Annotated in this window: 9 protein-coding genes; 4 read left to right on the top strand and 5 right to left on the bottom strand. The window is 65.1% G+C overall.

Annotated features, from left to right (window positions below; translation table 11 throughout):
• Positions 1 to 4: 4 nt before the first annotated feature.
• Positions 5 to 1,447 (top strand): family 4 glycosyl hydrolase, encoded by a 1,443-nt coding sequence (locus tag NFC73_RS01685; RefSeq protein WP_254747120.1) that lies wholly within the window; start codon positions 5 to 7, stop codon positions 1,445 to 1,447.
• Here the strand turns inward: NFC73_RS01685 and NFC73_RS01680 are convergent.
• Positions 1,444 to 1,968: a GNAT family N-acetyltransferase gene (locus NFC73_RS01680; protein WP_308292635.1), complete on the bottom strand. Its 525-nt coding sequence runs from the start codon at positions 1,966 to 1,968 to the stop codon at positions 1,444 to 1,446. The two genes, NFC73_RS01685 and NFC73_RS01680, sit on opposite strands and share 4 nt — an antisense overlap.
• A gap of 119 nt (positions 1,969 to 2,087) precedes the next feature.
• Here NFC73_RS01680 and mshA point away from each other — a divergent pair, with 119 nt between their 5' ends.
• Both mshA and NFC73_RS01670 read left to right on the top strand, forming a co-directional pair.
• Positions 2,088 to 3,362, top strand: a complete 1,275-nt coding sequence (gene mshA / locus NFC73_RS01675) for a D-inositol-3-phosphate glycosyltransferase (protein ID WP_254747118.1) — start codon at positions 2,088 to 2,090, stop codon at positions 3,360 to 3,362.
• Between the two features lie 88 nt (positions 3,363 to 3,450).
• Positions 3,451 to 5,139, top strand: a complete 1,689-nt coding sequence (locus NFC73_RS01670; protein WP_254747116.1) for a formate--tetrahydrofolate ligase — start codon at positions 3,451 to 3,453, stop codon at positions 5,137 to 5,139.
• Positions 5,140 to 5,271: 132 nt separating this feature from the next.
• Here NFC73_RS01670 and NFC73_RS01665 read toward each other — a convergent pair whose 3' ends face one another.
• Positions 5,272 to 6,516: an IS110-like element ISArsp3 family transposase gene (locus tag NFC73_RS01665; RefSeq protein ID WP_254747114.1), complete on the bottom strand. Its 1,245-nt coding sequence runs from the start codon at positions 6,514 to 6,516 to the stop codon at positions 5,272 to 5,274.
• Positions 6,517 to 6,857: 341 nt separating this feature from the next.
• On the opposite strand from NFC73_RS01665, the gene NFC73_RS01660 reads away from it, so the two are divergent.
• On the top strand, positions 6,858 to 7,817 hold the full coding sequence (locus tag NFC73_RS01660; protein WP_254747111.1) for a DUF559 domain-containing protein: 960 nt from the start codon (positions 6,858 to 6,860) through the stop codon (positions 7,815 to 7,817).
• A gap of 117 nt (positions 7,818 to 7,934) precedes the next feature.
• On the opposite strand, the gene NFC73_RS01655 is transcribed toward NFC73_RS01660, so the two are convergent.
• The 3 genes from NFC73_RS01655 to NFC73_RS01645 form a co-directional block, all read right to left on the bottom strand.
• Positions 7,935 to 9,020 (bottom strand): inositol-3-phosphate synthase, encoded by a 1,086-nt coding sequence (locus NFC73_RS01655; protein WP_056344223.1) that lies wholly within the window; start codon positions 9,018 to 9,020, stop codon positions 7,935 to 7,937.
• 159 nt (positions 9,021 to 9,179) lie between these two features.
• Positions 9,180 to 10,217: an L-glyceraldehyde 3-phosphate reductase gene (gene mgrA, locus NFC73_RS01650; protein WP_254747109.1), complete on the bottom strand. Its 1,038-nt coding sequence runs from the start codon at positions 10,215 to 10,217 to the stop codon at positions 9,180 to 9,182.
• A gap of 82 nt (positions 10,218 to 10,299) precedes the next feature.
• The gene (locus tag NFC73_RS01645) at positions 10,300 to 13,041 is read right to left on the bottom strand and encodes an alpha/beta hydrolase family protein (RefSeq protein WP_254747107.1); all 2,742 of its coding nucleotides are present in this window, start codon (positions 13,039 to 13,041) and stop codon (positions 10,300 to 10,302) included.
• Positions 13,042 to 13,066 lie beyond the last annotated feature (25 nt).

Genomic DNA, 13,066 nt, shown 5'->3' with positions numbered 1-13,066 from the left:
GACTATGCGGCTTATGATTGCCGGCGGCGGCGGATTCCGTGTGCCGCTTGTGTACCGGGCGCTGGCGTCCGGCGCGTTTGCAGGGCTGGTCAGCGAACTGGTGCTGTTCGACGTCGACCCCGCCCGCCTCAGCGCCATCAGAGCGGTGCTGCGTGCCATGCCGGAGTCCGGCGGAGGAGCTGCCGGCGGCCCCACCTCCGCCCCGAACGCAGGTGCCAAAGCCCCCGCCGTCCACACCACGACGTCCCTGCCGGAGGCCCTGGCAGGTACGGACCTGGTGTTCGCGGCCATCCGTCCCGGCGGCACGGCCGGCCGGATCAACGACGAACGCGTGGCCCAGGACCTTGGCCTGCTCGGCCAGGAAACCACCGGCGCGGGCGGGATCTCCTACGCGCTGCGCACCATCCCCGAGATGCTGCACCTGGCGCGGCAGATGCAGGAGTTCTGCCCGGACGCCTGGCTGATCAACTTCACCAACCCGGCCGGCATGGTCACCGAAGCCCTGCTGCCGGTCCTTGGCCGGCGGGTCATCGGGATCTGCGATTCCGCGGGCGGGCTGGTGCACCGGGCGGCCCGCGCCGCCGGCCTGCCGCTGCCGGAGGGAACGCTCGACGGCGTGGGCTACTACGGTCTGAACCACCTGGGCTGGCTCTACCGGCTGGAGTCCGGCGGCCGGGATCTGCTGCCCGGCCTACTGTCGGACACGGCGGCCCTCGGCACCTTCGAGGAAGGCAGGCTCTTCCCGCAGCCGTTCCTCAAGGACCTCGGCGCCCTGCCCAACGAGTACCTCTATTACTACTACCAGCGGGACGGCGCCGTCGCGGCCATGCGCTCCATGGCCGTCACCCGCGGGGAATCAATCCACCACCAGCAGGCGGAGCTGTACCCGCGGCTCGCCTCGGCCGGGGCGGACGCCTTCACACTGTGGGACGCGGCCCGGCGCTCACGGGAGGAGGGCTACCTCGCCGAGGCACGGACCCACGGCGAGCAGCGCGACGAGGACGACCTCGCCGGTGGCGGCTACGAACGCGTCGCCCTGGCCGTGATGCGCGCGTTGGCGGGGGCCGGGGACGCCCAGCTCATCCTCAACACCCCCAACACGCTTGCGTCCGGTCCTGGCGGGGCGACCGCCCCCGGAAGCACTACCCCGGAACCGGCCCTTCCGGGACTGCCCGCGGACGCCGTCGTCGAGGTCCCCTGCACGGTAACGCCCGACGGCGCGGTGCCGCTTCCGCAGTCAGCCCCGGGACCGGAGCAACTCACCCTCCTCCAGCGTGTCAAGGAGGTGGAGCGGCTCACTGTCCGGGCAGCGACGCACGGAGACCGGGCGGCCGCCGTCAACGCCTTCAGCCGGCATCCCCTGGTGGATTCCCCCGCCCTCGGGGCACAGCTCATGGCCGGCTACGAGCACGCCTTCCCTTCGCTGCTGGAACTTTGGCGCGGCTAGAGCTTCCGGTGCATCACGTGCAGGCCCACGTATCCGAGCGTGGGGTGGTTGAACGCCTCGGGAATGGTGGCGAGGATTTGGAAGCCCATCCCCTGCCAGGCGGCCACCGCGCGGACATTGCTTTCCACCACGGCGTTGAACTGCATGGCCCGGAAGCCCGCGTCCCGTGCCGCCTCCAGGGAGTAGGCGCACAGGGCCCGCGCCACGCCTTTGCCCCCGTGCGCACTGTGGACCATGTAGCCGGCGTTGGCCACGTGGCTGCCCGCGCCGCCCTGATTGGGGTGCAGCTCGCCGGTGCCGATCACGCCGCCGTCGGCCGTCACGGCCACAAACGCCTGGCCTGGCGCATCCTTGAACCAGCGGGCCCGGGCGTCGGCCTCTGTGGTGTCCCGGTCCCAGGTGAACGTCTCACCGGACCGGATGACGGGCTCCAGCACCGCCCACATGCCGGGCCAGTCGGCGTCGGTGGCGGGGCGGATCGAATATTCCGCCGAACTGTGCGGTGCTGTGGCTTCATTCACACGCGCCACGTTAGCAGCCGGTCACGTGCCGGGAGGCCGCCCGGGAGCGGCTGGAGTAGTGTTTTACCGAGTGGGCAACAGCGGGGCCCACGCCGCGCCAGCGGTGGGAAGGAGAAGCCATGGCATTGATCCGCAGGGTCGCGTTACTCTCCCTCCACACCTCCCCGATGGAGCAGCCGGGCTCCGGCGACGCCGGCGGCATGAACGTCTACATCCGGGAACTGGCGTCCGCGCTCGCCGAGACCGGCGTAGAGGTGGAGATCTTCACCCGCTCCACGTCAGCCAACCAGGCCGCCGTCGAACATCCGGCCCCCGGCGTGTGCGTCCACAACGTGCTGGCGGGGCCGCCGCGGAAGATCCCCAAGGAAGAGCTGCCGGGGCTGCTGCACCACATGGTGGCCGAGATCGAGCAGATCCGCCAGCGCCAGCCGCACGGCCGCTACGACGTCATCCATTCGCACTATTGGGTGTCCGGGATCGCCGGCCTGGAGCTCTCGGAGCTCTGGGGTGTGCCGCTGGTGCACACCATGCACACCATGGCCAAGGTTAAAAACCTCCTGCTGGAGTCCGGCGAACAGCCCGAGCCGCGGCGGCGCGAAGAGGGCGAGCACCGGATCGTCGACGGCGCCGCCCGCCTGATCGCCAACACCACCGCCGAAGCCGGAGAGCTGGTGTCCCACTACGGTGCCGATTACGACCGGATCGACGTCGCACCGCCGGGCGTGGACCTCAGCACCTTCACTCCCGCCTTCCGGGCGCGGTCCCGGGCCGAACGGGGAGTTTCGCCGGAGACGTTCCATCTGGTCTTCGCCGGCCGGATCCAGCGGCTGAAGGGCCCGCAGGTCCTGCTCAAGGCCGCCGCGTTGCTGCGGGCCCGGCGGCCAGAGATCGCTATGCGGCTCACCATTTTGGGTGCCCTCAGCGGGAACAAGGACTTCAATCTCCGGCACCTGATCGCTGAGTCCGGAATGGACGACGTCGTCACGCACCTTCCCCCGGTCAGCGCGGCTGACCTGGCGTCCTGGTTCCGGGCGGCGGATGTTGTGGTGATGCCGTCCTACAGTGAATCGTTCGGGCTGGTGGCCATCGAAGCGCAGGCCTGCGGGACCCCAGTGGTGGGCACCCGGGTGGGCGGGCTGTCCCGCGCCATCTGCCATGGCCGGACCGGGCTGCTGGTGGACGGGCACCATGCCAGGGACTGGGCGGACGCACTCGAAGCGATGTACGACGATCCGGACACCCGCGCCGATATGGGGCGGGCCGCGGCCATCCGCGCGGAGAACCTCGGGTGGAACCGCACTGCCGCCATCACGCTGGAAACGTACCACGCCGCCGTCGAACAGCAGCTGGCCAGCCGGCTGACCCCAACTCCCCCAACCCTCTCTCACCTTTAAGCCGTTTCCCCCCAACCCTCTCTCACCTTTGAATCGTCGGCTGATAGATTGTCGCGCACAGTGTTCCGCACAGAGCCAAAGGACATCGATGTCTGAAAACAAGGTCCTCACCGATCTTGAGATCGCGCAGAAGGCCGCCATCCTGCCCATCGGGGAGATCGCGGAGCGGGCCGGTATCAATGCCGATGCCGTGGAGCCGTATGGGCGGTACAAGGCGAAAATCGACCCCGCCCGACTGCGGCTCCCCACGGATAAGACCGCCGGGAAAGTGGTCCTCGTCTCGGCCATGTCCCCCACCCCGGCCGGTGAGGGAAAGTCCACCACTACGGTGGGTCTGGCCGATTCGCTGGCACGGGCGGGCCACAAGGTCATGATCGCGCTGCGCGAACCGTCCTTGGGCCCCATCCTGGGCATGAAGGGGGGCGCGACGGGCGGCGGCTATTCCCAGGTCCTGCCCATGGACGAGATCAACCTGCATTTCACCGGTGACTTCCACGCGATCACCTCGGCCAACAACGCGCTTATGGCCCTCGTGGACAACCACATTTTTCAGGGGAATGAGCTGAACATCGATCCCCGGCGCATGACGTTCAAGCGCGTCCTGGACATGAACGATCGCTCGCTGCGCGAGGTGATCATCGGCCTCGGCGGACCGGCGCAGGGCGTGCCCCGCCAGGACAGTTTCGACATCACAGCGGCCTCCGAGATCATGGCCGTCTTCTGCCTGGCCACGGACGTGGACGATCTTCGCGACCGCGTGGGCCGCATCACTGTGGGCTACAGCCACGACCGCCGGCCTGTCACGGTGGCGGATTTGGGTGTCCAGGGCGCGCTGACCATGCTGCTCAAGGATGCCCTCAAGCCCAACCTTGTCCAGTCCATCGCCGGAACGCCCGCCATTGTCCACGGCGGCCCGTTCGCGAACATCGCGCACGGCTGCAACTCCCTCATCGCCACCCGCACAGCGCAGCAGCTGGCCGACATCGTGGTCACGGAAGCCGGCTTCGGCGCCGACCTCGGCGCTGAGAAATACATGGACATCAAGGCGCGCATTGCAGACGTGGCACCGTCCGCCGTCGTGGTGGTGGCGACGGTCCGGGCGCTCAAGATGCACGGCGGCGTCCCAAAGGACCAGCTCAAGCAGCCGAACGTCGAGGCGCTGGCCGCCGGCGTTGGGAACCTGAAGCGGCACGTGCACAATGTCGAGAAGTTCGGTATCACGCCGGTGGTGGCCATCAACAAATTCGCGACTGACACGCCCGAGGAGCTGGAGTGGCTGCTCGCCTGGTGCGCCCGGGAGGGTGTGCAGGCCGCGGTCGCCGACGTCTGGGGCCGGGGCGGAGGTGGCGACGGTGGCGATGAACTCGCGGCGAAGGTCGCCGCGGCGGTGGCAGCGCCGTCGGATTTCCGGCATCTGTATCCGCTGAACCTGTCGGTGGAGGACAAGATCCGGACGATCGTGCAGGAGATCTACGGGGCAGACGGCGTGGAATTCTCGGTGCCGGCACTCAAAAGGCTGGCCGACATTGAGAAGAACGGCTGGGGCGGAATGCCCGTGTGCATGGCGAAGACGCAGTATTCCTTCACCGACGACGCCTCGCAACTGGGCGCACCCAAGGGCTTCACCATCCACGTCCGCGACCTTATCCCGAAGACCGGCGCCGGCTTCATCGTGGCCCTGACCGGTGCCGTTATGACCATGCCCGGCCTGCCTAAGGAGCCCGCCGCGATGCGCATGGACGTTGACGCGCACGGCAACCCGGTCGGCCTCTTCTGACCTATCCCGCTCCCGCCCCCGACGCTCTCTCACCTTTGAGGCCTTTCCAACGAACCCTCTCTCACCTTTGGGGCCTTTCCAGGCAACGCTCTCTGACATGAAAATTAGGTGAGTGCGGTGGGGTGAGCGGTGTTATCCGGTCTGTTGCAGGGGTTCGAGAATGACTTGATAGCCGAGGGATTCTAGTTGTCTGACGGCCCGGGCCATGGTTTTAACGGGTGTCTGCCGGGTGAAGTAGTCGGCGCCGGGGTCGTTGTAGAGTTCACCGGTGGTGAGCATGTGCCACGCTGCAGTGAGGATGGAGTGTTCGACGGCGACGAGGGCTTTGGCGGGTCCGCGCCGGGAGGCAATGCGCCGGTATCTGGCACCGAGGTAGGTGTTCTTCGATTTCGCGCAGGACAGAGCAGCGATGCCCAGGGCACCTTTGAGGTACCGGTTGCCGGGCCGTATTTTGGTGGATTTGACCCGTCCGGCGGATTCGTTGGATCCCGGGGAAGTACCGGCCCAGGATGCCAGCTGCCCTGCGGTGGCGAATGCGCTCATGTCGGCGCCGGTTTCGGCGATGAAGATTTCCGCGATGGTGGTGCTGAACCCCGGGATGCTGATCAGGAGCTCCCGGGCGAAACGAAAGGGCTCCATCGCCGCCTCGATCCTGGCGCTGAGGTCGTTGATATCGGCGGTGTGGGCATCAATCCGGTGCAGATAGAGTCCGGTCATGTAGCGGTGGTGTTCGGTGAACCGGCCGTTGAGGGCTTGGGTGAGTTCAGGGATTTTGGACCGCAGCCGGCGTTGGGCCATCTCCGCCAGGGCCGCGGGGTCGGTCTGCCCGTCGATGAGTGCTTGGAGGATCAGTCGTCCGGAGACCCCGGTGATGTTCGAAGCTACCGAGGACAGTTTGATGCAGGCGTCCTCGAGGAGTTTCTCCAGGCGCTGGATTTCCCGGGTCCGTTCCTGAGTGATGATGGTCCGGGCCCGGGTCAGGTCCCGCAGTTCACGGATCGGAGGCGGGGGCACGAAGGAGGCCCGGACCAGCCCGTGGGCGCCCAGGTCGGCAAGCCAGGCAGCGTCGGAAACGTCGGTTTTGCGGCCCGGGACGTTCCTGGCGTCATGGGCATTGACCAGGATGATGTTCAGTCCGTCGTCTTCAAGCAGGTAGTAGAAGGGGCGCCAGTAATCACCGGTGGCCTCCATGACCACCAGATCCACGTGCTCGTCCAGCAGGTGTTCCTTCAGCCCCAGGATCTGCCCCGTCATCGAACCCCAAGTCGTGACGATGGATGTGGTGGACCGGCCGCCGCGGCCCTGGATGCGGACACAGACCTTCGCATCCTTCTTTGAAATATCGACACCCGCGCAGCGCGGGTGAATGACCTCCATGAGAGCTCACCCTTCCTCGAACAGTCCAACAGATGGCGTCTGTGTCCCGGGGAAGGCGGATAAACAACAAATCTGACATTCGTGCTCAACGGCAACATTCCACGGTCCCGCGGACAAAAGCTGCGCCCTCCACCACCAAACTCACTTACAGGCTCACCGGCACTAAAGAGAGACCGGGGTCGACCGGAACACACTCTTCAGTCTGCTCCGGCAGCCCAGACACCGCAAAGGTTCCCCACAGCAGTACATTTTCGGCCCCCACGGCGGAGCGAAGCGCCCCTGAGAAACTCACTTGTGGATAACTTCTGCGGGCACCGGCGACTCTAAGGAACAATGCCGGTATGCATAAGCAGACTGCGCTTCCCGCCACGTTCGCATCCGGCCCGTTCACGCTCACGGACGCAACAGCCCAAGGCGTCCCTCGGAATCGTCTCCTTCGGCCGGACGTCGCGCATGTCAGCCGCGGACTGTACCGTCCCGCAGACTGGGATTTCGAACTTGAGGCTGCCGCCCGCGCGCTCTCGGCAGCCACTCCGGGTGCCTGGATATCGCACGTGACCGCGGCACGCCTTCGCGCCTCGTGCCTTCCGCCGTGGCTCTCCGACTCCACGGAACTGCATCTGAGCAAACCGCGGTCCCTGCCGAGCGTTCGCCGCAAAGGCGTAATTGGGCATACAGTGACGGCGGCTGAGGACGAGGTCGAATCGGTTGACGGAATCCGCATCAGCACGCGGTCGCGTACGTGGCTGGACATGGCCCGCATGCTGCCGTTGAAGGACCTCGTCTGCCTCGGTGACGAGTTGATCCGGGTGCCCCGGCTGGCGTTTGAAGACCGCGACGTACCGTTCACCACCGTTGAGGAATTGCGCATTCTGACGGATCGGCACAAAAACCTCCAGGGAATCGTCCGCGCCCGCGAAGCCCTGGAACTCATGCGAGTGGGAGCGGATTCCGGCCCGGAGACCCTGCTCCGGCTGGCAATGCTCGACGCCGGGGTCCCCGAGCCCCAGCTTCAGCTCACGCTGCGGGAGGCAGACCCGCTGTCGCCGTCGGCGGATCTGGGATACCGCCATCGGCGCGTGGCCATCCAGTACGACGGCGGCCATCACCTCATGCCCAAGCAGCAGCTCAGCGATAGGCGACGCGACAAGGCCTTCGAGGCTGCCGGCTGGACGGTCCTCCTTTTCGGCAAGGAGGACCTGGCCGACGGATTCGAACGCGCCGTCAGCATGATCAAGAGGGAACTGCGGTCCGCCTGGGTGGATCCCGCCGTCGTGTCTGGTTTTTCGCGGTCAAGGTAGTGAGAGAGCGTCCGTCATAAACGCCCCAAACGTGGGAGAGCGTCTTAAACGCCGGACGCTCTCCCACCTCAAAGTGAGAGAGCGTCCGCCAAGAACTCACCAAAGGTGAGAGAGCGTTTAGCGCTCGAGGTCGCCGCGGATGAAGGCCTCGACCTTTTCACGGGCGAGGTCGTCGTTGAACTGCTCCGGCGGGGACTTCATGAAGTAGCTGGAGGCGGAGAGCAGCGGGCCGCCGATGCCGCGATCCAGGCCGATCTTGGCGGCGCGGATGGCGTCGATGATGACGCCGGCGGAGTTCGGTGAGTCCCAGACTTCGAGCTTGTATTCGAGGGACACGGGGGCGTCACCGAAGTTGCGGCCCTCGAGGCGGACGAAGGCCCATTTGCGGTCGTCGAGCCACTGGACGTAGTCGGACGGGCCGATGTGGACGTTGCGCGGTGCAATGTCGGCTTCAACGTTGGACGTCACGGCCTGGGTCTTGGAGATCTTCTTGGACTCGAGGCGGTCGCGTTCCAGCATGTTCTTGAAGTCCATGTTGCCGCCGACGTTCAGCTGGTACGTGCGGTCCAGCGTGACGCCGCGGTCTTCGAAGAGCTTGGCCATAACCCGGTGCGTGATGGTGGCACCGATCTGGCTCTTGATGTCGTCGCCCACGATCGGGACGCCGGCGGCGGTGAACTTGTCGGCCCATTCCTTGGTGCCAGCGATGAACACGGGGAGGGCGTTGACGAACGCCACGCCGGCGTCGATGGCAGCCTGCGCGTAGAAGTGCGCTGCATCCTCGGAACCAACCGGGAGGTAGCAGACCATAACGTCGGCCTTGGATTCGCGGAGCGCAGCGACAATGTCAACGGGCTCTTCGGCGGACTGTTCGATGGTCTCGAGGTAGTACTTGCCGAGCCCGTCGAGGGTGTGGCCGCGCTGGACGGTCACGCCGGTGGGGGGCACGTCGGCGATTTTGATGGTGTTGTTTTCGCTGGCCAGGATGGCGTCGGCGAGATCCACGCCCACCTTCTTGCCGTCAACATCAAATGCGGCAACAAACTGGACATCGTTGACGTGGTACTTGCCGAACTCCACGTGCATCAGACCCGGGATCGTGGCCTGGGGATCGGCGTCACGGTAATACTGCACGCCCTGGACGAGCGAGGCGGCGCAGTTACCCACACCAACGATGGCAACACGAATCGGATTTGCAGACACGGAGCTCCTTTGAAGACAACTTCAGCCGCCAGGACGGTCAGTACCGGAAAAGTACGACGGCGGCACGCTGGCAGTGCGCCATTCGGCGCCTTTTCATCTTACCCAACCCAGCGGGGGCCGGGATTGTTCCCTGCCCCCGCCAGTTGAAGCATTACGTGGTTATTTCTGCTTCCACAGGTTGATGTCCGACTCGACGGCGAACTCGTCGATGGCATTGACCTCGTCTGCGGTGAAGTCCAGGTTGTTGATGGCGGACAGGGTGTCTTCCAGTTGCCGCACGCTGGAAGCGCCGACGAGTGCGGATGTCACGGAGGAGCCCTTGCCCTGCTCGCGGAGGATCCAGGCGATCGCCATTTGCGCGAGGGTCTGGCCCCGGCCCTCGGCGATCCGGTTGAGCCCGCGGACGCGGTCCAGATTTTCGTCCGTGATCATGGCTTCGTCCAGCGACTTGTGCTGCGCTGCCCGGGAATCCGCGGGCACGCCGTTGAGGTAGCGGCCCGTGAGCATTCCCTGGGCCAGCGGCGAGAAGGCGATGCAGCCGGCACCCACCTGCTCCAGGGCCTCGTAGAGGTTGGGGCTGCCGTTCTCGGTCCAACGGTTCAGCATGGAGTAGCTCGGCTGGTGGATCAGCAGCGGCGTACCGAGTTCCTTCAGGATCCGGGCTGCCTCGAGGGTCTGGGCCGGGGTGTAGGACGAGATGCCCGCGTACAGGGCCTTGCCCGAGCGGACTGCGTGATCCAGCGCGCCCATGGTCTCTTCCATCGGCGTTTCCGGATCCGGACGGTGGCTGTAGAAGATGTCCACGTAATCCAGGCCCATGCGCTCCAGGGACTGGTCGAGGCTGGCCAGCAGGTACTTGCGGGAGCCGAAGTTGCCGTACGGGCCCGGCCACATGTCGTAGCCGGCCTTGCTGGAGATGATGAGTTCGTCGCGGTACGGCCTGAAGTCGTCCTGGAAGTGGCGGCCGAAGTTGGTTTCGGCGGCACCGTAGGGCGGACCGTAGTTGTTCGCGAGGTCGAAGTGGGTGACGCCCAGATCGAAGGCGCGGCGCAGGATGGCCCGCTGCACTTCGAAGGGCTTGTCGTCGCCGAAGTTGTGCCACAGTCCCAGGGAAATGGCCGGCAGTTTCAGTCCGCTGCGTCCGACGCGGCGGTAGGGCATGGATTCATAGCGGTCTTCCGCGGCTGAATAAGTCATACATACCATCCTGCCATCTGTGACGCGCGCTACAGACCGCAAGGCCCCGGGTTACGTCTCCGGAGCCGGCGGTGCCGGCAGATCAGGTGGAAATCAAGGCGTTCCTGGCCGTGGTGTACGCAGCCGTCGACAGGTAATTCCCGTGAGTCGCAACTTCCTCCATGTAACCGGCGGGCTCAAACTCCTCGGCAATGCAGTCCCGCTGCCCCGGGCCGGTGCAGAAGGAATCGATGGGAAAACCCAGATAGTCGGTGCGGCGCCAGATATTGATCCAGTGATTTCGTGGCGGGCCGGGTTCTGCATTGCCCCAGTCCCCGTTGAGCAGGGACGCCAATGTGTATTTTCCATGCTCAGTCACGTGCATTTGGTTGGCCAGGACGAAATCCCGTGAAACCTGCGTGATCCACGGATCTGCCCAACGTAAGGCGGGACCTGCCGAAGGCGCTGTGCTGACAACGGCTGGTCCCAGCAATTCGGGAAAGAACCGCCCGAAGTAGGACCGGAGCTGGACCCCGTACGTGAGCAGGCGGATCCTCGTGAAGTCCGTTTCCGGCGACGTCGCTTTCAGATGAAACAAAGCAGCGATGGCCAGGACGGCACCCAGGCTATGTGCCGAAACCACAATCTGGGCGTTTTTCCGGTTTGCCGGCTGTAACCATGCGGCCATCCTGTCGCTGAGTTCCGGTACCACCCGTTCGCCATAGCAAGGGGGTGCAAAGGGATGCGCCGCCCGGGGAAGGAAACAGATGATGTCCCAAATGAGCGATAGCGGCCGGTCCTTGGAGGACGCGGCGTTTCCGATGGCGAGACCCAGCACCAAGACAGCACCGGCCACGACTCCCCAGCCGGCGAGATTCAGGTTCACGAATACGGCAACCTCGTTGAACCACGCCTGTAGCGCGGAATCGTTGGGCGTGCGGCCTCGCGCCGCGCTGGCGGCCAGGCTGACTGTCACTGCCAACCACACCAGGAGGGCCACAATCCAGACGGCAGGCTCACCGCGCTGCGCCAAGGAGGACCAGCGCTGCCTGTCTGCCACCCTTTGTAGGCGCGGTTCAAGCGATTCCGGCATCTTGCGGGGCCTGAATTCCCCGGGCTCGCCGGGGGGCATCCCGACGCCGGAATCATAGGCGCTCGGGTACGCAATGATGCGGCGCTTGAACAGATGCACCACGGCCCAAAAGGCAACGACCGCCACAGCAACCACGATGGCCACCAGCAGGACACCCGCAAACACCCGGTACGCCGTGGGCACAGTGATTTCTCCCAGCGCGGTGCTCTCGGTGACAGATCGCCACACCGGATTTGGCGCGAGGACCTGACCCACAGTTCGGGGACTCCGCAGAAATTCGGCGACGCCCACCACAAGGCTCCCGCTAAGGAACGAGGCAAACATGACCGCCAGGAGCATGAATACCCCAGGCCCAAAACCGAACCAACCTTCGTGCTCGAAAACGGCAATGCTGCGCCGGCGCATTCTGAGGAGGTCCACGGCCAGCACCAGCCCAGCCACAGCTGGAACTAGAAGAATGAGGTCGTTTCCGGGGATGAGCGACCAGGCCAGCAAGGCTGCGGTGGAAATCGAGATCAGTACGAACGCCCTGCTCGCCCGCACCCCTGAGCGCGTCACAGCAGCCGACAAACTCAGGATGGTCAACAGCGCGAGGAGTACTAGAGGCGCCACGCGGGTGCCGGCGAAGGCTCGGGTGACGGTGTCGTCCGGCGTCGCGAAGCAGGCGATGCCGAGTGTTGCAGCCAGATGCAGCACCACAGCCACCATGATTAAGCCCGCGGCTTGCTTGCGCTTGAGCGCCGTTTCGACCGGTGCACGGACTTCCGATGACCACGCCACGACCAAAACGACCACCATGAGCAGCAAAAGACCGCCTGACACGAGGAGCGCCATTTCCAGCGCACGTTCACCAGTGCGGCTCAGGATTTCAGAAATGCAGCCGGGGTTGAACCACTGGCCTGCACCGGTGCATTCGGGTGACCGCACAGCGGCGACGGAGTCTGCGTTAATCAGTAGCGCTACGAACGAAAAGCACGCCGCGATGTGAACCACTCCTGTAGACGAGGAAACGAACCTTCGATCCCAGAATCCGGAAGCGGCAAGAATGGGCGGTTTGACGGCGCCAGCTTTAGTTTCCTTCGAGCCGCGAGCTTCGTCACGCAGTGTACGCCGTCGGTATTTGGCGTTGGACAAAAGGGAAATTGCGAACAGTAGCCCCATACCCAGCAACGGCGCTGACGCCATAACTGTAAGTCGCTGCCCTCGTGTCATGTTCCGAAGCATGTCAGCAGGACCAGGAAGTTGGTTGCAGACCGACATGCCCGGCACACCCTCGAGGCGGCGGAAGCATTGCACCGCCAGCAGGTCGAAGGCCACCGTGCACAGCGCCGCGGTGTAGAACACACTCAGAAGCAAGGCAAACAGTCGCACCGTTCCCGCTCCGTTGCCTGCCGCGAGTTGGCTGCCTCCCTTTGGCCCGTCCTTTTGCAGTCGGCGCGCCCAGTAGGCCGCATTAGCCAGACCGAAGGGCAGCAGCAAAAACCAGGCCAGATTGCTTGCAACAGCTCCGATCTTGCCAAAAGTACTGGCGACCGGCGCCGTCCGTGCCAGCTTTCCCCAGCTGTAGGCTTCCACATAGGTTGGCCCCGCAGAGGGAGATTTTGTCGTAAAGAACCCGCCGAGTTCGTCGCCCTGAACCCTCGTAACGTCGGCGACTTCGCAAAGGAGGAGCTCGTGGGGCGGGGTGTTGCGGATGCCATGGATGCGGAGTTCAAGCGTGGGAGGAACCGCATTATCCGCTGGGTCACCCATGACGGCCTCCATCGCCCGTACACCT

The sequence above is a fragment of the Pseudarthrobacter humi genome (genome assembly GCF_024294965.1).
Classification (GTDB): Bacteria; Actinomycetota; Actinomycetes; order Actinomycetales; family Micrococcaceae; genus Arthrobacter; species Arthrobacter humi.
This window is presented reverse-complemented; position numbering and strand designations above follow the sequence as displayed.